The 24,078-nt window shown below is 46.7% G+C and carries 21 protein-coding genes; 8 read left to right on the forward strand and 13 right to left on the reverse strand.

What is annotated here, in order from left to right; genetic code table 11:
* Nucleotides 1-13: 13 nt before the first annotated feature.
* Together bamC and dapA are read right to left on the reverse strand one after the other, a co-directional pair.
* Complete coding sequence (gene bamC, locus QCB45_RS02670) at nt 14-1,129, reverse strand: outer membrane protein assembly factor BamC (RefSeq protein ID WP_279418994.1); 1,116 nt, start codon at nt 1,127-1,129, stop codon at nt 14-16.
* 39 nt (nt 1,130-1,168) lie between these two features.
* On the reverse strand, nt 1,169-2,044 hold the full coding sequence (gene dapA / locus QCB45_RS02675; protein ID WP_279418995.1) for a 4-hydroxy-tetrahydrodipicolinate synthase: 876 nt from the start codon (nt 2,042-2,044) through the stop codon (nt 1,169-1,171).
* Nucleotides 2,045-2,248: 204 nt separating this feature from the next.
* Between dapA and QCB45_RS02680 the strand changes: the two genes are divergently transcribed.
* Together QCB45_RS02680 and QCB45_RS02685 are read left to right on the forward strand one after the other, a co-directional pair.
* Entirely contained in the window at nt 2,249-2,719 is a 471-nt protein-coding gene (locus tag QCB45_RS02680; protein WP_279418996.1) for a peroxiredoxin, read from the forward strand.
* 41 nt (nt 2,720-2,760) lie between these two features.
* Entirely contained in the window at nt 2,761-4,173 is a 1,413-nt protein-coding gene (locus QCB45_RS02685) for a PhoH family protein (RefSeq protein ID WP_279418997.1), read from the forward strand.
* Between the two features lie 88 nt (nt 4,174-4,261).
* Here the strand turns inward: QCB45_RS02685 and QCB45_RS02690 are convergent, their stop codons facing one another.
* The 6 genes from QCB45_RS02690 to QCB45_RS02715 form a co-directional block, all read right to left on the reverse strand.
* Nucleotides 4,262-5,212 carry a LysR family transcriptional regulator gene (locus QCB45_RS02690; protein WP_279418998.1) on the reverse strand — a complete coding sequence of 317 codons (951 nt, stop codon included), beginning with the start codon at nt 5,210-5,212 and terminating at the stop codon, nt 4,262-4,264.
* A 154-nt stretch (nt 5,213-5,366) separates the two neighbouring features.
* Nucleotides 5,367-6,188, reverse strand: coding sequence for a potassium channel family protein (locus tag QCB45_RS02695; protein ID WP_279418999.1), 822 nt, complete (start codon nt 6,186-6,188; stop codon nt 5,367-5,369).
* Between the two features lie 39 nt (nt 6,189-6,227).
* Nucleotides 6,228-7,490: a UbiH/UbiF/VisC/COQ6 family ubiquinone biosynthesis hydroxylase gene (locus QCB45_RS02700; RefSeq protein WP_279419000.1), complete on the reverse strand. Its 1,263-nt coding sequence runs from the start codon at nt 7,488-7,490 to the stop codon at nt 6,228-6,230.
* Complete coding sequence (locus QCB45_RS02705) at nt 7,487-8,698, reverse strand: FAD-dependent monooxygenase (protein ID WP_279419001.1); 1,212 nt, start codon at nt 8,696-8,698, stop codon at nt 7,487-7,489. The genes QCB45_RS02700 and QCB45_RS02705 overlap by 4 nt, the downstream gene beginning before the upstream one ends.
* A 40-nt stretch (nt 8,699-8,738) precedes the next feature.
* Nucleotides 8,739-10,121, reverse strand: coding sequence for a Xaa-Pro aminopeptidase (gene pepP, locus QCB45_RS02710; protein ID WP_279419002.1), 1,383 nt, complete (start codon nt 10,119-10,121; stop codon nt 8,739-8,741).
* Nucleotides 10,122-10,143: 22 nt separating this feature from the next.
* A complete protein-coding gene (locus QCB45_RS02715; RefSeq protein ID WP_279419003.1) occupies nt 10,144-10,734 on the reverse strand; it encodes a YecA family protein in 591 nt (196 codons plus the stop codon).
* 116 nt (nt 10,735-10,850) lie between these two features.
* On the opposite strand from QCB45_RS02715, the gene QCB45_RS02720 reads away from it, so the two are divergent.
* Nucleotides 10,851-11,114, forward strand: a complete 264-nt coding sequence (locus QCB45_RS02720) for a cell division protein ZapA (protein WP_279419004.1) — start codon at nt 10,851-10,853, stop codon at nt 11,112-11,114.
* 331 nt (nt 11,115-11,445) lie between these two features.
* Nucleotides 11,446-12,045: a 5-formyltetrahydrofolate cyclo-ligase gene (locus QCB45_RS02725; protein ID WP_279419005.1), complete on the forward strand. Its 600-nt coding sequence runs from the start codon at nt 11,446-11,448 to the stop codon at nt 12,043-12,045.
* Nucleotides 12,046-12,112: 67 nt separating this feature from the next.
* Here the strand turns inward: QCB45_RS02725 and QCB45_RS02730 are convergent, their stop codons facing one another.
* Both QCB45_RS02730 and tsaE read right to left on the reverse strand, forming a co-directional pair.
* Nucleotides 12,113-13,633, reverse strand: a complete 1,521-nt coding sequence (locus tag QCB45_RS02730; RefSeq protein WP_279419006.1) for an N-acetylmuramoyl-L-alanine amidase — start codon at nt 13,631-13,633, stop codon at nt 12,113-12,115.
* 65 nt (nt 13,634-13,698) lie between these two features.
* Complete coding sequence (gene tsaE / locus QCB45_RS02735) at nt 13,699-14,202, reverse strand: tRNA (adenosine(37)-N6)-threonylcarbamoyltransferase complex ATPase subunit type 1 TsaE (protein ID WP_279419007.1); 504 nt, start codon at nt 14,200-14,202, stop codon at nt 13,699-13,701.
* 1 nt (nt 14,203) lies between these two features.
* Here tsaE and queG point away from each other — a divergent pair, with 1 nt between their 5' ends.
* Entirely contained in the window at nt 14,204-15,391 is a 1,188-nt protein-coding gene (gene queG, locus QCB45_RS02740) for a tRNA epoxyqueuosine(34) reductase QueG (protein WP_279419008.1), read from the forward strand.
* On the opposite strand, the gene QCB45_RS02745 is transcribed toward queG, so the two are convergent.
* Nucleotides 15,392-16,759, reverse strand: a complete 1,368-nt coding sequence (locus tag QCB45_RS02745) for an anti-phage deoxyguanosine triphosphatase (protein ID WP_279419009.1) — start codon at nt 16,757-16,759, stop codon at nt 15,392-15,394.
* A 180-nt stretch (nt 16,760-16,939) separates the two neighbouring features.
* Nucleotides 16,940-18,217 carry a sensor domain-containing diguanylate cyclase gene (locus tag QCB45_RS02750; protein ID WP_279419010.1) on the reverse strand — a complete coding sequence of 426 codons (1,278 nt, stop codon included), beginning with the start codon at nt 18,215-18,217 and terminating at the stop codon, nt 16,940-16,942.
* Between the two features lie 282 nt (nt 18,218-18,499).
* Between QCB45_RS02750 and QCB45_RS02755 the strand changes: the two genes are divergently transcribed.
* The 3 genes from QCB45_RS02755 to QCB45_RS02765 all read left to right on the forward strand — a co-directional run bounded on the left by QCB45_RS02755 (nt 18,500) and on the right by QCB45_RS02765 (nt 22,976).
* Nucleotides 18,500-19,717, forward strand: coding sequence for an amino acid permease (locus QCB45_RS02755; RefSeq protein WP_279419011.1), 1,218 nt, complete (start codon nt 18,500-18,502; stop codon nt 19,715-19,717).
* Nucleotides 19,718-19,764: 47 nt separating this feature from the next.
* Nucleotides 19,765-20,385 carry a DUF2238 domain-containing protein gene (locus QCB45_RS02760; RefSeq protein WP_279419012.1) on the forward strand — a complete coding sequence of 207 codons (621 nt, stop codon included), beginning with the start codon at nt 19,765-19,767 and terminating at the stop codon, nt 20,383-20,385.
* Between the two features lie 122 nt (nt 20,386-20,507).
* The gene (locus QCB45_RS02765) at nt 20,508-22,976 is read left to right on the forward strand and encodes an AsmA family protein (protein ID WP_279419013.1); all 2,469 of its coding nucleotides are present in this window, start codon (nt 20,508-20,510) and stop codon (nt 22,974-22,976) included.
* A gap of 47 nt (nt 22,977-23,023) precedes the next feature.
* On the opposite strand, the gene QCB45_RS02770 is transcribed toward QCB45_RS02765, so the two are convergent.
* Nucleotides 23,024-24,073 carry an HD domain-containing phosphohydrolase gene (locus QCB45_RS02770; protein ID WP_279419014.1) on the reverse strand — a complete coding sequence of 350 codons (1,050 nt, stop codon included), beginning with the start codon at nt 24,071-24,073 and terminating at the stop codon, nt 23,024-23,026.
* Nucleotides 24,074-24,078 lie beyond the last annotated feature (5 nt).

The raw sequence follows: 24,078 nt of genomic DNA on the forward strand, positions 1-24,078 counted from the left end.
TCAAAATCTTTTTTTACTGTCCCATCAACCCTAAACGCTCGAACAAATACTTACGCTTTTCTTCGTTAAGGGGCGTGTCGCTTTCCAGCGCCTTGGCTTTCAAAATAGACACTTCCGAGTTCTTCTCGTCCGCTTCAAGCTGCAACATAACGATTTCAGGCAACTGCATTTTTTCCGAATCGTCTTTCCAGAAGGCCAGCTTAGACAGGAAACCTTCGTCTTTTCTTGCTGACTCAGGTACCTTCACCCACATCTGATGCGTTTCTTGGCGTGAATGATCGACCTGCCAATCGGCACGATACACCATCGCCTGCAGATAACCCCAGCTTTGTGAAAGATTGGCATGCAGAACCAGGCCTTCCAATTCCTGCTCACCGTTAAATTCTTCCGACATCTTTCCGGTCACTTTCAACTGAGCCAAAGCCACATCCGAAGTCGAACCGAAGAAAATCATCGCTCTATATAAAGCTTCCGCTTCCATCATAGGATTATACGGCTTGATTCTCCAACGATCTTCACCGCCCATTTCCGAATTGGTATCCGGCGAATACACCATATGGTGATGGAAATAAACTCGCGTTTTGCCGGCTTCCTTATCCGTTTCAACACGTGCGACGAAACGATCATAAACCCCTTCTGCCAACTCAGGACGCCAGCTGTTCAACAAACGGGTAAGAGGACTAACATCGTCTAACGGAACCAATTCAGTACGTTTGGTGAATTCGGTCTTAATGATTCCGATGTCCTTACGCTCTTCCTTGATCTTCATCCCCATTGTGGAAAGAAAACGTTTTACGCTATCCCAAACGTGTTCACTGTTGATGGTATCAACTTCCAACCAACGTTCCGACAGATTCGAATTGATCGCAACACCCGAAGCCTTATAAGTAGGAATATAATCATTCTGCTTCTCTGTCGTCGCTTTCTGCAAGACGACTTCCATTGGATCTTGACGTTTGGATGGGTTAAACAGATTTGGCGGAACCTCTAAGTCTTTGGCCAAGCGAGTATTAGTTTCTCGGTAATCAGACTCATCGGAACTCCCCCAACTTGAGAGAGTTGAACACCCACTCAATCCGGCAAGTGAAAACATTAACAACACAGGAACAAATTTAGTAGGCGTGTTCATTCTTAGGACTTTACTCTTGATTTTAAATTGATAGCTGTCTTAAGCGACACCCGCTTGCTTCATCGCCTCTTTCACAAGAGGTTGGTATTTCTCGGAAAGTACTGTTAAAGGTAAACGAATCGCCTTTCCACACAACCCCATTTCAGAAACGGCCCACTTAACAGGAATCGGATTCGCCTCAACGAAAAGGTCTCGATGCAATGCCGTCAGACTCTCATCCAAACGCTTTGCCTCTTCCTCATTTCCTTCCAGGGCCGCTTGGTAAATTTCATGCACCTGCTTGGGAGCAATGTTTGCCGTTACAGAAATTCCGCCATGACCACCGGCCAGGATAAAATCGACCGCGCTGGCGTCATCACCGGTATAAAGATCAAAATCGTCAGACACTCCCGCCTTGATCTCAGCCACTCGAGAAAGATCGCCCGTCGCTTCCTTTACACCAATGATATTCTTGACCTTAGAAAGACGAATAATGGTTTCAGGCAGAAGGTCACAAGCTGTACGACCTGGAACATTATATAAGATCTGAGGGATATCGACGGTCTCCGCCACTTTCTTATAGTGCAGATAAAGCCCTTCTTGTGTCGGCTTATTGTAGTATGGCGTCACCAGAAGACAGGCGTCCGCACCTGCTTCTTTAGCGCATTGAGTCAACTCAATTGCTTCCGTCGTTGAGTTAGCGCCTGTACCGGCAATAACAGGAACACGTTTATTAACCTTATCAACCACAAACTTGACCACTTCACAATGTTCTTGCATATCCAATGTTGCCGACTCTCCGGTCGTCCCTACTGCAACGATGGCATCGGTTCCTGATGCAATATGAAATTCCACCAATTTCTCAAGTGAATCGTAATCAATCGATTCATCATCCAACATAGGTGTGACTAACGCCACCATACTGCCTCTAAACACGGCGAAATTCTCCAATAGATTTACGCTAACTCAAAAAAGGGTAATCTTACCCTTTCCCCCTGAACACTTCAACTTAAATTCGGCCCTCTGTTGACGACAAAATCCAGTACAAAAATCGTTTTTTAGAAAACTGATTTTTATTTATTGAAACACTCTTTAAAACGCGGCATACTTGAATAAAATCTACTATTCAAGAGGCCTCGAATGAATATTTCCCTTGGACAGAAAGTTCCCAAATTTTCACTGCCCGCCACATCAGAACGAACCATCACTCAGCAAGACCTTCTCAAACACTACACCGTCCTATACTTCTATCCCAAAGACAGCACTCCCGGCTGTACCACCGAAGGAAAAGATTTCTCCGAATTAAGGGAATCGTTCCAAGCGCTTAACTGCCAGATACTAGGCGTCTCAATGGACTCCATGAAGCGACATGAAAGCTTTAAAAGTAAACAAGGATTTACATTTGATCTTATTTCAGACACTGAAGCGGAACTCTGCCAAATCTTTGGCACCTACCAACTTAAAAAGAATTTCGGCAAAGAGTACATGGGAATCGTACGCAGCACCTTTCTGATCGATCCCGATGGCAAACTGGTCGCAGAGTGGCAAAAAGTAAAGGTAAAGGATCACGCGCAAGCCGTTTTGGAAAAACTAAAAGAACTCAGCAAATGAATATCTAGCAGCACCATTAAAACCATATAGGAAGCCTTCGTATGACCAATGAGCACAAACGATTATTTATACTGGACACCAATGTATTGATGCACGACCCAATGGCCATGTTCAATTTTGAGGAACATGACATATTCGTATCCATGACGGTACTGGAAGAATTGGACGCTGCAAAAAAAGGGATTTCCGAAGTTTCCAGAAACGCTCGTGAAACCAACCGTCTGATTGACGAAATCATTAGCAATGCATCATTCGAAGAGATCAAAGAAGGCTTACCACTTGAAAGAATCCACCCTCACTCTGACAAAGAAGGCCTACACTTAGGAAAACTCTATTTTGAAACGGAGCCATTGATCGCCGAACTTCCGATCTCACTGCCAAGCCACAAGGCCGACAATCACATCCTGCAAACCGGCTTGGCTCTAAAGGCAAACTACCCGCAACGCAACGTTACACTGGTCACTAAAGACATTAACATGCGCATCAAGTCTTCCGCGGTGGGACTGCACTCCGAAGACTACTACAACGACCGGGTACTGGAAGATGTTGACCTGCTTTATACTGGCTGGGAATCGCTTCCGGAAAACTTCTTTGAAGAACACGGAAAACAGATGAAATCGTGGCAGGACGGCAGCCGAACCTTCTACGAACTTGAAGTCGACGACACCTGCAACTGGCATGCCAACCAATGCTTAATCAGTGAAAATGAAGCCGGATTCAATGCCATCGTCCGTTCCGTATCCAACAACAAAGCTGTATTAGAGTACATGCAGGATTACGGCAAAGGCACTCAAGGAATCTGGGGGATTCATGCACGAAATGCCGAACAGAACATGGCACTAAACTTCTTGATGGATCCGGAAATCGATTTCGTCTCTCTATTAGGTATTGCCGGAACAGGAAAAACACTTCTGGCACTGGCTGCCGCATTAGAGCAAACTTTGGACCTGAACATTTACAACGAAATCATCATGACACGCGCCACCATTCCAATTGGCGAAGACATCGGTTTTCTACCAGGCACCGAAGAGGAAAAAATGACGCCGTGGATGGGAGCCTTAATGGACAACCTTGAGGTGCTCACAAATTCTGACGGCGCCAACACAACCGAATGGGAAAAAGAGAGCACCCAACAACTACTGAGCAAACGCATCAAAATCAAGTCCATGAACTTCATGCGCGGCCGCACCTTCCAAAACAAATTCATCATTCTGGACGAAGCTCAAAACCTAACCTCAAAACAGATGAAAACCCTGATCACGCGGGCAGGAGCGGGCACAAAAATCGTCTGTATCGGTAACATCGGTCAGATCGACTCCCCCTACCTTTCAGAAACGACAAGTGGTTTGACCTACGTGGTTGATCGATTCAAGAACTGGGATCACGGCGCGCACATCACCCTCCAGCAAGGAGAGCGTTCAAGATTGTCGCTATTCGCTTCAGAAACACTTTAATTGTGTAACAAGCGACTTTCCATCCAGAAACAAAAAAGGCCGTTTATACGGCCTTTTTTATCATTCGAGCAATCATCTAAGCTATAAATTATTTCTGACGCTCTTTCAATACGTCTTCAGGCAACGAAAAACCTTGCTCCAACGCCTTGTCACGGCAATAGTTGATTGCGAAATCCAACAACTCACCGACCGCGCGATGACGGAACTTATGCTTCTGACGGACATGAGAGAACGGACGTACGATAGGTGGATCCAGAGGGATTGCCTTCAGAGTACCCAAACGCAACTCTTTAGAGATAGTGGTACGTGAAACAATCGCTACCCCCACATCAGACTCTACAGCCATTTTGACAGCTTCAGGGCTACCCAACTCCATCACAACGTTTAAGTCACTGTAACTCAACCCCTGCTCACGAATGTAAGTATCAATTACCGAACGGGAACCTGAGCCTTCTTCACGTGAAATATAACCATACTTTCTGAAATCTTCGATCGATACTTTGTCGCGTTTAGCCAATGGATGATCCAAAGGACAGATCAACTGCATTTCATCCAGTCGGCAGACATCCACTTCAAGGTTTTTGTTGTGTACCGGCGCTTCAACCAGACCCAAATCGATCATGTTGTTTTCGACCATAGACACGATTGCATCGGTATTCCCAACCTGAAGACGGATATTAACGTCTTCAAATTGCTTTTTGAACGCACCCAAAAGGCTTGGCAGCATGTATTCGGCAATCGTCGTACTTGCACCGATCACCAGACTCCCAGTAACTTCTCCAGTCAATTCCCGGACTTCGCTGTTCATCTTCTCATAATGCTCAAGAATCTGGTCAGCATAGTCATACACTACCTTCCCGGCATCCGTCAGAGTTATCTTGTTGTGCGTACGGTCGAAAAGTCGGGTGTTAAAGAAATCTTCAAGCTGCTTTACTTGGAACGTGACTGCCGGCTGAGTCATATGAAGCGTTTCAGCAGCTTTGGTAAAGCTCATTACTTTCGCAACAGTATGGAATACTTGAAGACGTCTATCTGCCATCCGAAATTTCCTTTATGATCTACAATAAAATTTATTAAACACTGTGAATATAGGGCTTTAAAACCCAAAAGTCAAACTTATTGATAGCAGCATAAATTTTATGCCGCAGAAGTCTCCAACACCTGCTTTAAGCAAGCAATCATAACAGCTTGTATTACTTTGACTTTGTATCATCTGATTGACTTTTCAGGTCCTGAATTTCTTTGGTCATGTGCTTAATGATATTTTCAACATGCTGCTGATTCTCAATCGTCTGCCTCTCAAGACGCTCTTCCATCAAGCGGACATAATTAAGAATTTCTTTTTCTTGCTTACGCTGACCCGAACCAATCAAAAATGCGGAAATATTCGCAGTAACCAAGGAAAACAAAACCACCCCGAACAAAATCAGAAAGGTTCCAAAAATACGGCCATTTTCAGTTTGTGGTACCACATCACCATAACCAACGGTCGTTACGGTCACAATCGCATACCAGATACCATCAATGATATTGCGATCCTCTATATAAGAGAACAAACCACCTGCACCGACAATCATGAACGCCGCGCCTATCAAAATCTGCCCAAGCCGGTGGCGCTTGAGGATAGTAACAACATCATTATAGAAGTGAGCAAAAAATCTCAGGAACAGCAAAAGCCGCAGGGAACGCATGATAACAGCCCAATCACCATGCCAACCGATCCACGGGAATGCCAGGATGACAATCAAAACGTTCAGCCAATTCTCCCGCAAATATCGAGGACGGTCGTTCACGTTATACAGGTTGACGAAAAGCTCTGCTGCAAACACGATCCAGATAAGCGTCGATAACCATGAAGTATCCGCCTCGTATCCTGAATAATACATCAACAACTGGACAAACACGGCCAGCAATGCCAGAAGCACCAGTACCTCGAATTGACCACCAATCCGTTTCGCCTTGGCATTCTCACGGTAATTAACGCCGGCAATCCCTAATATCGACTTATAATCCATTCACGCTTCCCAACCAACACTGTATTTCTGAACATCAATTTATTTTGCCAATTTCGGCAAGGCTTCACGTCCGTTCAAAGCCTGCCCCATCAACCAGTTCTTAACAGGCGTAAGTCGATTGGCAACCGGTAAGAACCCTTTTCGGAAGACCGACTTGAGCGCAGCATCCTGCTTGAACATCCAATCAAACCCTTCCATTGAACGTTGAACAATGGCATTGTCGCCTCGGCGCCAACGTTCATATCGACGCAAAACAGAAAACTGCCCTAAATCCCTACCGGTATCTCGCGCCTCGGCAAGCACTTCAATCAAAGCGGCTGCGTCCAATAGCCCAAGGTTGACCCCTTGTCCAGCTTGAGGATGAATCGTATGCGCGGCATCACCAATCAGTGCCAGATTCGGCTTCACATAATGCTCCGCATGACGTCTTACAAGCGGAAAAGCGGCTCTTTCAGCAACCTCAACCACACGACCCAACTTCCAATCCGATGCGATACCAAGCTGCTCGGCAAATTCCGCATCCGATAACGACAATGCCCACTGCATTTTTTCGATCGGTAGATACCAAGCGATCGAACTGATATTTTCACCCATTGCCAAATACGCAAACGGGCCGTCCTTAAGGTAACGCTGCCAACAGGTATCTTGATGACTCAACTCTGTCTTGACACAGCCTACCACCGCGCACTGCTCATATTCGTGGATATCCAATCCGATGTTAGCCATTTGCCTAACTTGAGAATTGGCGCCATCTGCTCCAATGACCAGGTTTGTACGAATCTTTCCATAACCTTCCAAAAACAGACAGGCCTGTTCATTTTCGCGTCCCAACTTTTCCAGCTTCACATCCAGCAGAACCTTGATCTGCTCACATTGTGCGATCTGCTCCCACAAGGCCGCCTGAACCACACTGTTCTCTACTGTATAACCCAAATTAGGTTCGCCCATATCTTCAGCGGAAAAATGCACTTCACCAGGGGTGACTTCATCCCAGACATGCATGGCAACAAACGGATGGTAACGACGACGCTCGATTCCTTGCCAGGCCCCCAGGTTTCTAAGAATGTTTTCCGAAGCACGTGTCAAAGCGCTAACACGGGTCTGATAAAGCTGTTGCGGGTTCCAGTCGGTGTTAACCGCCTCACGCTCAAGAAGTAGAACATTAAAACCTTGACGACCCAAGCCCAAAGCCATGGCCGCACCAACCATTCCACCACCAACAACCACAACACCCCAAACTGTCTGTTCCGCCTGCTCGGGCGTGACATGATTCAATGCACCCTGTTCCGTAACTAAATTCATGAGCGGCGCCCTCCCATTGCAAATCGGGCAAACCGCTTGCGCAGTCCAGGCATCGCTTGCAAGGCCATCATTCCAATTCCTCTTAAATGCCCTACCAGAGGTGAAGTATGCTGAAACACTTGAATCAGGCTGTCCGTCAATCCCATAACGCTTTCATGATCCGATTTGCGTTGTTCGGCATAGTCGGCCAGATATTGCGGATCACCAATATCAGCCTGTGTTTCCAGCCCTTCCAGAAAAACATCAATATCACGAATTCCCAGATTTAAACCTTGCGCTGCAACGGGATGCTGGGTATGCGATGCATTTCCCATCAACACAGCCCGCCCCGAATTCATCTGTTCGACATAAGTCTCTTTCAACGGGTAAGCGACACGTTTACTCACCTGGGTATAAGCACCCAGACGCTCCCCCATCTTTTCGGCAAACAAATCCATGAACGCCTCGTCATTCAGAGCCATCAACGATTCGATTTCTTCTTCGGGACAAACTAATACCGCCTTATGAAAATGGTCCTGCATTGGCAAGAGTGCAACCGGTCCTTGCTCAGTAAAACGCTCGTACGACCAACCTTCGGGATGCTGTTGCGTCTCAATCTGGGCAATGACTCCAAAAGCATGATAGGACTTTTCCTGCATAGGCAGTCCCAAAATCGTCCTTACCCGAGAGTGTGTTCCATCGGCTCCAATGATCAATCCTGCTTGCACTTCGATCTCTTCTCCGGAACCCATTTGAACCTTTGCATGGATTCGATCACCCTTTTCACAAAAATCGACCAGTTCAGCCGGGCAAAGTACGGTAACAGTCGCCATCTTACGGACATGCTGCCACAACACCCTGCCCAGATCACTGGACTGGATACTGTACCCCAAAGCGGGAACGCCGACTTCGTCTGCATTAAGGGTCGTAACACCCAAATAGCCTTTCTGGGAAACGTGAACATGTTGGATTTCGGTCACAAAAGTCTGAACGTCGGCCCAAACCTGCAATTTTTCCAGAACCAGTCTAGAACCATGAGACAAAGCGAGAACGCGCCCGTCAAAAGAGCTTCGGGAAGGCTCATCCCCTCCAGTTAAAACATCATCCAATGCAACGCTTTCCGCTAAGACAACCGAATGCCCTTTCAGAGCCAAGCCGATAGCCAACATCAAACCGACTGGACCTCCGCCGCAGATAAATGCGTCACCCTGATTAATCGTTTTTGCCATGAATGTTTTATCCGTTTTATCTATCTCTTAGCCCCGAACATCACACATTGGGATTGTTCTCAGACATCCATTGCTCAATGGCTTCCACCGTTCTCGGTAACCCTTTGGTCAATACTTCACTACCCGAATCCGTCACCAGAATGTCATCTTCAATTCGGATTCCGATACCTTTCCAGCGCTCTTCAACATCGTCCAGTCCCGGATCAACATATAATCCCGGCTCAACAGTCACCACCATACCCGGCTCAAACTCTCTCCAGTCGCCATTGATCTTGTAACTGCCAACGTCATGTACATCCATACCCAGCCAATGTCCGGTTCCGTGCATGAAGAAAGCGCGATACGCCTCTTCCTTGATCAAGGCCTGAACATCACCATTCAACAACCCTAACTCCACCAAACCTGTCGTCAGGATTTCAATCACCTTTTGATGCGGTTCACTGTAACAGACGCCCGGTTTGATACAATCAATCGCCGTTTGCTGAGCCTGATAGACCAACTCGTACAAACTTTTCTGTTCTTCGGAAAAACGGCCGCTTACCGGAAATGTAGTCGTAATATCGCCGGCGTACCCACGGAATTCCGCCCCGGCATCCACTAGAACCAATTGATGCCTTCCCATCTGATCACTATTCTCGGTATAGTGAAGGATGCAGGCATTATCACCACTGGCCACAATCGAATTAAATGCCACTTTCTGCGAACCGTGCTGCATAAACGTCGCTTCCAAATCCGCCTGCACCTGAAACTCATATTTACCGGCAGCCACACTGCGCATGGCCGCCAAATGCCCTTCAACGGAAATTCTCGCGGCTTCACGCATCAATGCGACTTCCGCATCGGATTTAAACAAACGCATCTCATGAGTAATGGTATCCAAGTCGCACAACTGCGTCGGCGCCGAAACCCCTCTGCGAACCTTAGATTTCAAAGTGGACAACCACTGCTCGACCGGCTCCATCCAAGTAGCCATCTGACCGAAACTGAAATAAAGGTTCTCGATGTTTTCCAGATATTCCGCCACGTGCTCATCCATCTCTTCAATTGACCAGGCCTGATCAATTTTCAGAATTGCCGGCGCCATTTCGACTCCGAGGCGTCTACCTTGCCAGGTTTCCTGCTCGGGGTCCCTCGGGCGAACAAAAAGTACACTCTGATTACGTGATGTCTTAAGTAGCAGCAGCACTGAATCGGGTTCGGAAAAACCGGTCAAATAGAAAAAATCGCTTTCTGCGCGGAACGGAAATTCCACATCCCGGTTACGAATCTGTTCGTGTCCAGAAGAAACCAGTACTGCGCTGTTTTCCGGGAGTTTAGCAAACAGCGCATGGCGGTGCTCCTGTGCCATATCAATCATATGATTGGCTGGCTGACAGCCATTTTTCTGAGCAGAACCAGTTTGTTTGGAATCGTTTTGCAACATAAGGTACTCGACTTAAAACCAATTAATGAACGGTATCAGACATATCCGAATCTTCAGGCATGATCGGCGGCGCCTGTGTCGGATTCAACTCTTCATTAATCGTCAGAATCCCGATGCGCACAAACTCGATCAACTCCATCAAATCACTCTCTTCGGCTTCACCCAATTCCTTCGCTTCGGCCAAACCATCCACATCGATTCGTGCGATGTCACCCAAATCACTAATCAACTCACGAACATCTTTTGAAATTTTTTCTTCCGGATCTTGCAGCCGCCCAACCAATCCTAGACCGTAAAGGACACCTTCGCACAACTCACCCAGCATGGAAGCCCTGTAAATCAAATCCTGTTCATCTTCAGGTAGGCACAATTCCAACTCAAAACCGGAACCGTTCAGGCCGTTATCCGTAGCCAGGTAAAGATCGTGCAAAGTTTTCAAAAAAGACTCTTTAACGGATTTAATCTGAGCCTCTTCCAGCAACTTACGAATCCACACCGACTCTTCAAGGTCGTTATCACCACAAATCAAGCCGACAAGCACCCCTTGAACGAAAGATGGCGACTCCAATTCCGGATACGGTGAAAGCGCTTCTTTTATTTGATCAAAATCCATTTCCAACACACTCTTGTTAATCTCAAAATATTGATGAATAATACCATACTTAAAGGCAGAACATACTTACTCGAAGTCCCTGCAAAAACCAAAAATCCCTTTAAGGAGCGTTGGCCGTGTTAACCATAACCCTAATGAATCACACTTTTGAAATCCCTTGTGAACCAGAGGATAAAGAACGCTTGATCGAAGCCGCGACCTTAATCGAAGACCGTTTGGAACAGGTCCCGAGTTTAAAAGGCGAAAGCAAAGTTCTAATGGTTGCCTTGAACCTGGCCTACGAACATTTGATGATGAAAGACGAAACCGTGCAATACACATTACATCTGGAAGATCAGATGGACACAGTCATGAATCAGTTGGCGACAGAATCGACCTGACCGATAGACGCCAAACGTCAAACCGATAAAAGACATCACATTTACTTATAAAAACCGATCAAAATAATCGCAGCGATTCGCGTTATTTCTTATTCAGAGTCTGCCTCTGGCAATGTTATAATATAACCATGGCACGGAGTTGCTGGGCATAAACCCCCTTCCGATAATTACTACATTGGGGCCAGAAACTTTGAGTGGTGAGCATCTCGTTAGCCTGGCTAACCCGAGAAGCCTAAATTCTTAGTGGAGGCTGCCACCTGAACTCTTCGGTTCAGGGATTTTCGTTCAGCGATTTCGTGTCTACCCTATCATCCATTTCGAATGCCGGACAATGACAATTCAAAGCAGCGCCACCCTAAGAAAGACACTGCGAGAAAAGCGCCAGACGCTAACAACGCAACAACAAAACGAACACGCGCTCTCGGCCTGCCAAAACCTACTGAATTCCAAACTCCTTCAACAAAACAAAAAAATCGCCGTATTTTTAAGTCAAGACGGAGAACTGGGAACCGAACCACTCATCCACGCGCTATGGGAAAAACAAAATCTGGAAGTCTACCTGCCGGCACTGGAAACCCAACCTAATTGGCACATGGGATTCTCGCCTTACTTGCCTGGTAGTCGAATGATTCCCAACCGCTTCAAGATTCCCGAACCGGATATACCTCTAGAGCAACACCTATCGGGTGTCGACATGGATCTGGTCATCATGCCTCTAGTCGGTTTTGACGGAGATGGAAATCGCATGGGAATGGGCGGCGGCTATTATGATCGAACTTTCGAATTTAAACTCAAAGAACACAAACAGAAACCGTTGTTGATCGGCTGGGCGCATAGTTGCCAACAGGTACAGAAGCTCGATACTGAATCTTGGGATGTTCCACTCGACGCCATCGTAACCGAACTAGGCCTTTTAAGCTTCAACAAGTGAGTGAAAGCCGCCTGAGAATAAACGGCCAGAGATAAGAAAAAACGTCCAGAAGACGCTTCCGGGTTCTTTAAAGACCCGCAACCACCTGATCAGACAAAGGAATTCTCATCTTCTTACCAACATAAAGCTGGTTCGCATTTTTAATTCCATTCAACTTTTTCAAAGTCTTCGTTGAAACCTGATAGTTACTCGCGATTTCAGACAGCGTATCGCCGGGCTGAACTTTATACTGCACATATAAAGTCTCTCCCCAATGCGGTTTCTGTGCATTGCCGTCAACGAACTTCTGCAAACCGCGCACGATAGAGCTTGCCATCTTGGTTTGGAACGAAGAGCTCATTAGCTTACGTGCTTCACTTGGGTTCGAAATAAATGCCGTCTCGATCAATAAAGAAGGCATATCAATCGATTTCAATACAGCAAATTCAGCCGACTGCAGTGTGGATTTATGCATATGAACCGATCTCTGCATCTCTTTCAAAACGCTTCTTCCAAGCTTGCGGCTGGCGCGGATATTCGCTTCTCGCGTCAGATCACTCAACGCAAACGCCACGTCACGATCTCGCCCTTGCAGCTTAATATCCTGTAAAGAGGCATTTTCACTTTTTGCCAACAGTCTGGCCATGACACTACTCGCACCACCCTTCGACAAAACGTAGACCGAACCACCTCGCACCGATTTTTTATGGAAAGCATCCGCATGAACCGAAATAAAAATATCGGCATTATTCTTTTTGGCAATTTTAACGCGCTCATGCAATGGAATAAAGACATCGCTGTTTCTCGTCAAAATGGCGCGCATCCCAGGTTGCTGATCGATTAGACGTTTCAGCTCTCGCGACATTTGCAACGTAGCATTCTTTTCGTACACATGGTTATGACCGATTGCCCCAACGTCTTTTCCACCATGCCCAGGATCAATCGCCACAACCAACGTATCGCCCTTAATCAGAATCGAGCTATCTTTATTAAGCAAGGATTGAGTCGCTTGGTTATTCTTAACTTCGCGTGCAACGTTGTCTTTTACCGTTTTGTCCATCGCTACCAAAGGCTGTGAAGGAGTTTTTTCAATCAACGGCTTCGGATTTTCCGGCGATTTAGCGATCAAACTTGCCTTAGTTTCGGCAGGTTTCTTCTCATGCTTTTGAACTGTCACCTTTTTGTCGGCAACCTGAACGTCAGGCTGAACCAGGTCTACAACCAAACGCTCGGCGCCGGATTTGTTCTCACCCAGCGTAAAGAAGTTGTAGTCATAATTCTTATGAAGATCCAAGACGATCCGCAAGCCTTTCTGGTGATCAGAAACACGGACTCGATACAGACGGGAATCTTTGAAATATTTATTCTTGAAATCGAGCTTATTGGCGGTTTTGTAAAAGTCGACCACCACTCTGGACGGATTGTTTAGCTTATAAACCTTAAAGTCATGATTTTTTCTGATATCAAAGACAACCCGCGTCTTATCCGGTTTCTGGCCGACACGAACTTTGTCCAACTCTGCTCCGGCATAAACCGAAGAGGCATTGAGCAGCAACGCCACAGCTAAAGTCGCAGTAATGAATGTCTTGGCAAAGCTGAATGATTTCATAAACTTATCTCTACACTAAAGTTTAACTTACCAATGTCATAACAAACAGCATGCCAACTTCACCGTCAAAATTCCGGCACACTTCCTAAAAGCTGCCGTCCTTCTGTGCTCAATGCCTGCAATTCAAGCTGCCGACCAGGCTGTTTGTGATTCAGAGTAATTTCGATATCTGCACCCGGTAAAACGCCCTCACCTTTCTGCGGCCATTCCACCAAAGCGACATAAGATTTTGATAATAAATCCCTAACAGCTAAGTACTCTAACTCTTCCGGATCGCAAAGTCTATATAAATCAAGGTGATGTATCGTAAATTTACAAAAATTATAACTTTCAACGATAGTATAGGTAGGACTTTTAACTTTTTGATCAGGTAAAAAGTATTGAATGAATGCTCTGGAGAAAAAAGACTTCCCGGCTCCCAAATCGCCTTTCAGATAGATCATCAGCCCCTTTTCGTAGAGCCCGGAAGCCTCACAGACCTGTGCCAGCTTGACTGCAAACTGCGCCGTCGCCGTCTCGTCCTCTAAAAAAATTACCTGTTTTTCAGAAACTGCCTTAGAATTTGTCATTATGCAACCTTACTTATCCAAACCGTTATCCCTGGCCCAAAAAATCAAGCAATGGGGGCTTGAATTGGGGTTTGCCGATGTCGGTATCTCCGATACGGACCTGTCGGACTACGAAGCCCGTTATTTTAACTGGATAGGTGAGAACTTTCATGGCGAAATGGAATACATGGCACGTCATGGCACCAAACGAACCCGCCCTGAGGAATTGGAACCCGGTACACTCACCGTGATCAGCGTCCGTCTCAACTATCTGGATCTTGAAGCCAACTCACCGTTTCAGCAGTTGCACGACTCCGAACAAGCCTATGTCTCACGCTACGCCTTAGGTAAGGATTATCACAAGCTGATGCGAAAGCGTCTGCAACAGTTGGCCGAAAAGATTCATTCGGAAGTTCCCGACTTTAGCTACCGTGCCTTTTGCGACAGTGCCCCAGTACTCGAACGCCCTTTGGCGCAGAAAGCCGGCTTGGGATTCATCGGCAAGAACAGCCTAATCATCCATCCACGAGCCGGTTCCTGGTTTTTCCTCGGCGAACTGTATACCAATCTACCGTTGCAACCCGATCCGGCATTCGACAAACAAGGTTGTGGTCCTTGCACCGCCTGCATCGACGAATGCCCTACCGGCGCCATTCTTGACGACGCCGTTGTTGATGCACGCAAATGCATCTCCTATCTGACCATCGAATACGACGGTTCAATTCCGGAAGCGTTACGCGACAAAATCGGCAACCGTATCTACGGCTGCGACGACTGTCAACTGGTTTGCCCGTGGAATAAATTCACCACTTCCACGCAAGAAGAAGCCTTTCAACCTAAAGCCGATCTGGATTCGTCAAGCTTACTGGAACTCTGGAAGTGGGACGAAAAGCAATTTCTGAAAAACTTTGAAGGCTCGCCCATCCGTCGGATTGGCTATAATCAATGGAAGCGCAATCTGGCGGTCGCTTTGGGTAATATGCAAAGCGATTCTGACAACCTGGAAATTGCGGAAACCGCGTTGAGGTCTGAGATCGGTCAAATCAGCCCTTTGGTAGACGAACATATTCAATGGGCCTTAAACGCCATCGCTAAAAACAAACTTCAGCAAAAACCCAACAGGCCTGTTGGGTTTTCAGAAACCAAAACTGGGTTCAATTTCAAGCCCTTCAAGGCACCTAAATACTATCTTCCCAAGCCAAAATCCTGACTACAGAACGTCAAATACCGAACCTTGCGTCGGCGTAAAGAGTTTCGCATACAAACGCGAAGCATAGGTATTGGTCATCCCGGCAATGTAGTCGGAAATCACACGCTGCTGCGCCTGCTCGCTTTCAGCCGCTTGATATTTCTGGTAGGAGCTTCTAGGCAATAAAGTGCTTGGGTTAGCGCGTAACGATTTGAACAACTCCAGAACAATCAGCTGGCCTTTGTACTCCATCCCTTTCACTTCGGGAATGGTGATGACGTTTTTGAAAACGAATGCCTTCAAGAGTTCCAAAACCGCCGCCTTGTCTTCGGCCAACTTAGCCTGATAGCGCAGTAGCGGATGCTCGAATTCGTGATTTTCATCCATATAGATGCTTTCCACCATAATACCGACCATCTTACTGATAGCATGCTTACGGGCACGAGAAGATCCACAGAACAAACGTTCTGTCATTTCATCACCCCAAGGTGCATATTGTTGAAAAACCGGATCGTCCATGACTTCCGCCTGCCACAATTCGCGGGAAACCATCTTCATTGCCACCGCATCCTCAAAGTCGTGAATACCGTAAGCAATGTCATCGGCCAACTCCATAATCGTGGTATCCAACGCTTTGTATTTGGTTCGGTTATGGCAAGCGCCTTCGCAATGTGAAAGCTGGGTGAACAAGGCACGGTCAGAGTCCGAAAACGGCTGTAGCACCCAATCGAATACCGTCTTTTCTTCCGAATACAAACTCTTAGGAGGGTTCCAACGATTCATCTGCAAGGTTCTGAAATCAGAGACTTCCGGCTCCAGCAACTGCATCTGATAGTCTTCGTTTGTATTGATAACTTCATTGTAAAGAGCTGGATACTTCATCACCCCTAATGTGGTACGTCGCGACAAGTCCAAACCGTTTTCCGGTGTGTATTCACCCAACTTCGCCATGATACGCAGCGTCTGAGCATTGCCCTCAAAACCGCCATAATGACGCATCATATAATTCAAGGCCACTTCTCCGCCGTGACCGTAAGGCGGATGTCCCAAATCATGAGCCAGACAGATAGCCTCAATCAGATAAACCGAAGGCAACCATTTGATGTATTCGGCTTCTTGGGCCACCCCTTCCGTTCCCACGGTAATCAACTGTTCCACCAGGCCGGAACCGATTTGTGCGACCTCCATCGAATGGGTCAGACGAGTGCGGTAGAAATCCGATTCACTCAAACCGAAAATCTGGGTCTTGGCCTGCAAACGGCGAAATGAAGCGGAATGAATCACTCTGGCGCGGTCACGTTGATAGACGATTCGTGCCGGTCTGGATTCCTGTTGATTCAAATAATCGGTATAACGCTGTGTCCATATTTGGCTTTGCGTAATATCCATGCTTCACTCCGTATATTGGGATTAGGATGATTGCGAACAATGACAATTGGCTATCATCATACGAAAAGCCCGCAGGGATGCAAGCTTCAAGCCATTAATAAAGCCAATAAAAGAGAAAAAGGATAGGTACCGGCAGGCCTGTTAAGATTTTTGAAACGTTTTGAACAACACAGTAAAAAATCAGATTATTGTATGGATTTCGATGCGGTTGCGCCCATTCTCCTTTGCCAAATACAAAGCCCGGTCGGCACATTTCAGGATGTCCTCGTCCAGATGTGTCAACCTCGGATCCATGATGAACAACCCGATGGAAACAGTGACGCAACCATAAGGCTCGTTGCCATCATGCTCCATTTTCAAATCAAACACGGCCTGCCTTGCTTTTTCGGCCAGATGCGCAAATCCACCATGGGATTCCGATGCGAAAAGAACGCCGAACTCCTCCCCCCCCAAGCGGAAGACATAATCGCCATTGCGCTGAAAAACCTGCTTCAATGTGTCGGCGATTGCTTGCAAAGCGCCGTCTCCAGCGTGATGACCGTAGCCGTCGTTGTATTTTTTGAAATTGTCCGCATCCACCATCAAGAACCCCAACCATTCTCCATGACGCTTGGCGCGGTTCACCTCACTCATCAAAACCTGGTTGTAATAACGACGATTAAAGACACCGGTCAGTTCATCGGTAATGATTAACTGCTCAATTTTCTTTCTATCCGTGATGTCATGACGAACCGCCGTATATCCAGATACTCCACCTGTTTCATCATGCTCTGGCTTGATGGTCACATCCACCCAATAGAAACCATCATCTTTTTTACGGTTTTTGATTTCACCCCGCCACACTTTCCCCCGGGAGATTGTTCGCCACAAATCTTTATACAAGGATTTAGGCATATCAGGATGACGAACCACATTGTGGTTTCGACCAATTAACTCCTCACGACTGAATCCACTGATCTCACAAAAAGCTCTGCTGACCGAAGTGATGGTTCCATAAGGATCCGTTGATGAAGTGATGACATTTTCGTCGATCAGGTCAAGATACTCGTCCAGTTTCTTTTCACTGAGCTCAACAGTTTGGGATAACGCTTCGGCACGTTTTCGGTCGGTAATATCACGACGAATAGCGGTATAACCGACAACATTTTGACCGAGCAAATCATAGTTCGGAAAGATTTCAACTTCCACCCAGTAACTGCTGCCGCTCTTATGCCTATTTTTCAACTCTCCCCGCCAAACTTCACCGCGAGAAATTGTCTTCCACAAATCCCGGTAGATCGAAGACGGCATATCAGGGTGACGAACAATATTATGGCTTTGACCAATCAATTCCTGCTTACTGTACCCACTGATTCTGCAGAACGCCTCACTGGCGTATAAAATGGTTCCATGCAAATCGGTCGCAGAAGTAATGACATTCCGATCAACGATCATCTTATAGTCATCAAAAGGCTCCATATTCCAACCTGCCTATATCATTGTTTTTTATAAGGTTATTAAACATACAAACCAATTTCAGTTTGAATTGAAACCAAAAAATATACAAACTATATTTTCATTAGGGTTAATAAAATATACTTATCAAAATCAGGGAGAACGGTTAACTTTTTGAAATAGCCTACATAAGTGACTCACGAATATATGTGTAAAATCATCATCACAAACAACATGATTGGTTTACACTTAAATTCCAAATTCTATTTTGCAGCCCCATAAAACAGACGATCGAATGAAATAACTGTGGAAACTCCAAAGCTCAATCGAACGCTTTCCTTACCGCAAATGGTTCTCTACGGATTAGGTACCACAATCGGAGCCGGAATTTACGCACTGGTGGGTGAGCTGGCCGGTATTTCCGGCTATTTGGCTCCGGCTGCATTTTTAGTTGCTGCCATCCTTGCCGGAATGACAGCCATGTCGTTTGCCGAACTTTCCGGTCGATACCCTCAAGCAGCCGGTGCCGCTCTTTACGTCAAACAAGGCTTTGACTCCGATCGATTTTCCACTCTGGTCGGATTACTGGTCGCCCTTGCAGGACTGGTTTCGGCGTCGGCCCTGGTCAATGGTTTCATCGGCTACCTGTCCGAACTCCTTCCCATCCATCCACAAATCGACATCATCATTTTAGTCTTCCTCATAGGCGCATTGGCCGCTTGGGGAATTGCCGAATCGGTCTTCATCGCCAGCCTGATTACATTGATTGAAGTCGGCGGCTTACTGTTGATCATTTACACAGGCCTGCCCAGTCTGGAAAACCTCGGGGAGATCGGCCCGCACTTCATTCCCGATCTGAGTTTCACATCGGTATCTCTGATTTATTCCGGGGTTCTGCTCGCCTTCTTCGCGTTTATAGGATTTGAAGACATGGTGGACGTCGCCGAAGAAGTCAAAGACGTCAGTCGCACCCTACCCAGGGCAATACTCCTGACCTTGTCCATCACGGCCATCATCTACATCTGCATCATGGTCATCGCCCTGCTATCCTTTACGCCGGCTGAACTGGCGAAAAGCCAAGCGCCTATGGCCCTTCTCTATGAACACCACACCGGCAACAGTGCAACCCTGATCACTTTCATCGGAATGTTCGCCATCATCAACGGCGCTCTGATTCAAGTCATCATGGCTTCCAGAGTCTTATACGGACTCAGTTGCCGGGGATTGATCCCAAAACCGTTCTGCCGGGTCAATGCAAGAACCCATACCCCGGTCATCTCAACGTTTACGGCCAGCCTAGTGGTGTTGATTCTGGCTCTGCTGGGAGAACTCTCCAGTCTGGCACAAGCCACTTCAATCATTATGCTGGCGGTTTTTTCAATGGTAAACTTGGCTTTATGGCGCATCAAAAAACACCAACCCGCTCCTTACGGTAATTTGGTGATACCGCGCTGGGTACCCTTGGTTGGATTTATCGTCAGTAGCGGTTTCGTGATATTTGAATTGTCGAACCTAGTACTCTGAAACAAAGCGCAACCGCCTCATACACCATTCGTAACAGGGGAATCAGAATGAAAGAAACAATATGGTTGTTGATTTTCCTTGGTGTACTCATCTGGTCCGCCATTGCGCCAAAAGACGGAATCACATGGATTCTGGAAGCATTTCCGGCATTAGTAGCGCTACTACTCATTCTACTTACCCATAAACGTTTCCCTCTAACGCCTTTGGCTTACATTCTCATCCTGTTCCATGCCTGCATCCTATTTGTAGGGGCCCATTACACCTATGCAGAAGTCCCGCTTTTCAACGACATTCAAAGCTGGCTCGGAACGGCCCGAAATGATTACGATAAACTCGGCCACCTCACACAAGGATTTGTCCCTGCCATCATTGCCCGCGAAATATTGATTCGTTTCGAGGTTTTCAACCGGCCTGCTTGGCAAAACTTTTTCATTGTCTGTTTCGTACTCGCCGTCAGTGCCAGTTACGAACTGCTTGAGTGGGCAACGGCCTTGGTTTCAAACGAAGCCGCCGAGGCCTTTCTCGGCACCCAAGGGTACGAATGGGATACCCAGTCCGACATGTTCTGGGCTTTAGTAGGTTCCATCGCTGGATTAACCATCCTCAGCCGCCTGCATCAGAAACAACTGGACGAACTACTAAATAAATCCAATCCCAATTCAAACTAAAAAAGGCTGGTAATTTCACTTATTGGTCATTTATGATGAAACAATTATCAGGTTAAGCTCTTGAAACTATTTTCACTCAAGCAGCCTTTCTACAAAGATGTAAAAACTCCGGGAGATCGCTCATGAGCCTACTAAAAAAAATTCTAATCGGATTCGTCAGCTTAATCGTCTTGTTCATCGCCGCGATTGCGATTATCGTCGCCACCGTCGATCCTAATGAACATCGCGAAGAAATCACCCAATTCGTCAGCGAACAGACCGGTCGCGACCTGACAATCGGTGACATGAACCTTTCGTTCTTCCCGCGTCTCGGGCTCAGTTTACAAAACGCACAGATGAGTAATGCCGAAGGCTTCGGAGACAAACCCTTCGCTTCAGTCAAAGAGGTCAACATCGGCGTAGCCATTCTCCCCCTTCTAAAAAGCAAATTGGAAATCGACACTCTCACGCTACACGGTTTGACCCTTGACCTGCAACGCAACGCCGACGGCGTCACCAACTGGGATGACTTAGTCGCCAAGGGCGGAGGTAAAGAGACAAAAGACCGTGACATCAAAGATGAAGGCGGAATGGAGAAACTGGCCTCCCTAAGCTTTGGCGGACTTGATATTCGCGACAGCTACATTCGCTGGGATGACAAACTCAACCAGCAGACTGTCGAACTGACTCCGTTTGAACTGACTTCTGACTCGATCAGCTTCGGTCAATTCTTCAACCTCAATCTAAAAGCCAACACAAAAGTCACCAACCCAGACTTGACAACGGAAACCACGCTTTCCGCCGAAGTTAAAATCGATCAGGACGGACAACTTGAAATCAAAAACCTAAAACAGAACAACGAATTGCAGGGCAAGGATTTTCCTGTTCAAAGCGTGATCACAGAATTAGAACTTCCTTCGCTCAAACTCGCTATGGAACAGCAACAGATCGACCTACCGTCTTTAATGCTCAGTTATTCAGTTAAAGGCGGTCAGGACTTCCCTGCCAAAAAACTGGAAGGGAAACTGCAAATCTCCGACGTCAAAACCGATGTCAAACAAAAGGTATTCGGAGCCGGCACCGTCAAACTGACCTATGATATGGAAGGCGCCACTGACTTCGCTCTGAAAACCGCTAAAGGCGACCTGAGCTTGAACAATCCCGAGTTTTCCATGGAAAAACAGATCCTCAAATCCGGCCCGCTTGCCTTGCAGGGCGACTTAACCGGAGACAGCCTGCCGAACGGAAAAGCACATGTTTCCTTAAGCACTCAACCGGCTTTGAACCTGACTGCGCAAACCGCCGCCTTGAATAACATCAGCTTGAAAGCATTGGATCTATCGGCCAAAGGCCAAGTCAACGTGACTCAACTTAAAGACCAACCAAAGGTTGCCTCTAAGCTCTCCGTTGGCGAAACCAACCTGCGCAAGCTCTTCAAACAACTTGGATTGCAAATTGCGGCGATCGACAACATGTCGGATAAAACCAGTCTGACCAAAGCCTCTGCGGATCTTGCCGTCGACTTCGACAGCAAAACCCAAGCAGTCAATGCCAAGAACATCTTGGTCAAACTGGATGATAGTCAGTTGAAAGGCTCCGCCACTTTCAAGAACTTCGAAAAACCGAATATTGGCTTCAACCTGGGATTGGATAAAATCAACTTGAACCGCTATCTACCGCCTAAACCTGAAAAGCCTGAAGCCGAATCCAAAGCGCCCTCTGAAGATTTCGAGGTCACTCTTCCGATGGAAATGCTTAGAAATTTGACCATTAACGGAACTGTCAAAGCCGGTGACGTCACTTACGATAAACTCAATCCAAAGAATATCGTCGCAACCGTCAAAGGACAAAACGGTTTGATTAATATCAATCCATTGAAAATGGACATTTTCAAAACCAGTCTATTGGCTTCTGGGTCACTCGATGTCCGAGGTCAACAGCCGAAATACGCATTCAAAACCAATGCTAAAAACGTACCTGTAGGCGATGTTTTGCTGGCACTCACCGATAACGACCGTCTTAGCGGGACCGGTGCGGTCAACGCCGACATCACCACTGGCGGAACGAAACTATCCCAATTCAAACAAAATCTGAACGGAACGGCTTCGGTCGACCTGAAAGACGGTGCAGTCAAAGGCTTCAACCTGGCACAATCCATCCGTCAGGCCAAAGCCAAAATCGCAGGGCAACAAGCGGCAGGTTCACAGGAAGAGCTTAAAACCGACTTCAGCTCCCTGATTGGCGAAGTGGCAATCACCAATGGCGTGGTCGACACCAAAAAACTGTTGGCACAAGCGCCTTACATGCGTATCAACGGATCAGGTAAGGTAAATTTGGTTAAAGAAGATATGGACTACCTTGTCAAAACCAAGATCGTCGCCAGTGACAAAGGCCAAGGTGGTGAAGACCTGAAAGATTTGAATGGTTTGACCATCCCAATCAAACTCAAAGGAGCCCTAACAGGTCCGAAAGTGTCTCTCGATCTCGGCTCTCTGCTTGAACAAAAGGCCAAGCAGGAAGTGGAACAAAAAGTAGAAGAGAAAAAAGAAGAAGTGAAAAAGCAACTTGAAGATCAGCTCAAAGAAAACCTTCTGAAAGGCTTCAAGTTTTAAGACCTTCAAGCTAATAAAAAAAGCCCCGAATCGGGGCTTTTTTCATTTTATAGTTCAAGGTATTGGGAACCGGGATCCGCAAATTTTTCTTTCACTTTCAGAATCTCCGGCAATACACTCTTGAAGTGAGTCACCAAATTGGGATCAAAATGCCTTCCGGATTGATGATGAATCAGTTCAACGGCATCCACAACCGGCCATGCTTCTTTATAAGGCCTTTTCGATGTTAAGGCATCAAACACATCCGCAATCGCGACAATTCGTGCGCTCAATGGAATATCTTCACCCTTAAGACGATTCGGATACCCGGTACCGTCCCATTTCTCATGGTGATTCAATGCAACTTCATGCGCAATTGCCAATATCCCGGATTCATGTTCACCTATGATTTCCGCTCCAAAATACGGATGCTTTCTCATTAGCGTCCACTCACGCTCATCAAGCGGACCGTTCTTTTGCAACAACTTATCCGGAATACCGATTTTGCCAATGTCATGCATGGGAGCGACCTGAAACAAAAGATCCGTCCACTCATTCGGACCGTCAAACACCGACTCAGCGATCAAACGCGCATAATGGCTCATGCGCATGACGTGCATGCCGGTCTCATTATCCTTGAACTCGCCTGCACGTCCCAGTTTTTGAATAATCTGCATACGAGTCCGCTGAAGATCTTTGGTTCTTTCTGCAACTTGGCGCTCCAACTCCTTTTTCTGGTTGGCCAACGCCAGATGCGTCCTTACCCGGGCTTTGGTAATCATCGGACTGATCGGCTTCGTAATATAATCGACGGCGCCGAGCTTCAACCCTCTCTCTTCATTTTCCTCATCGGATAAAGCCGTGATGAAAATAACGGGAATGTTCGCAGTCAAAGGATTGGCCTTAAGTTTTATGCATACCTCATAGCCATCCATAACCGGCATCATGACATCGAGCAGAATAAGATCTGGTTGAGGCTTTTTCTGAGCGATTTGCAACGCCTTTTCACCATTAATAGCCACTTTGATTTTATAAGTGTCTTGCAAAACGCTGGCTAGGATATCGATATTTTCGGGCGTATCGTCAACTACAAGTACCGTGGTATCCAGTTCGGTCATTATTT

Source organism: Thiomicrorhabdus sp. ZW0627, from assembly GCF_029767005.1.
Taxonomy (GTDB): Bacteria; Pseudomonadota; Gammaproteobacteria; order Thiomicrospirales; family Thiomicrospiraceae; genus Thiomicrorhabdus.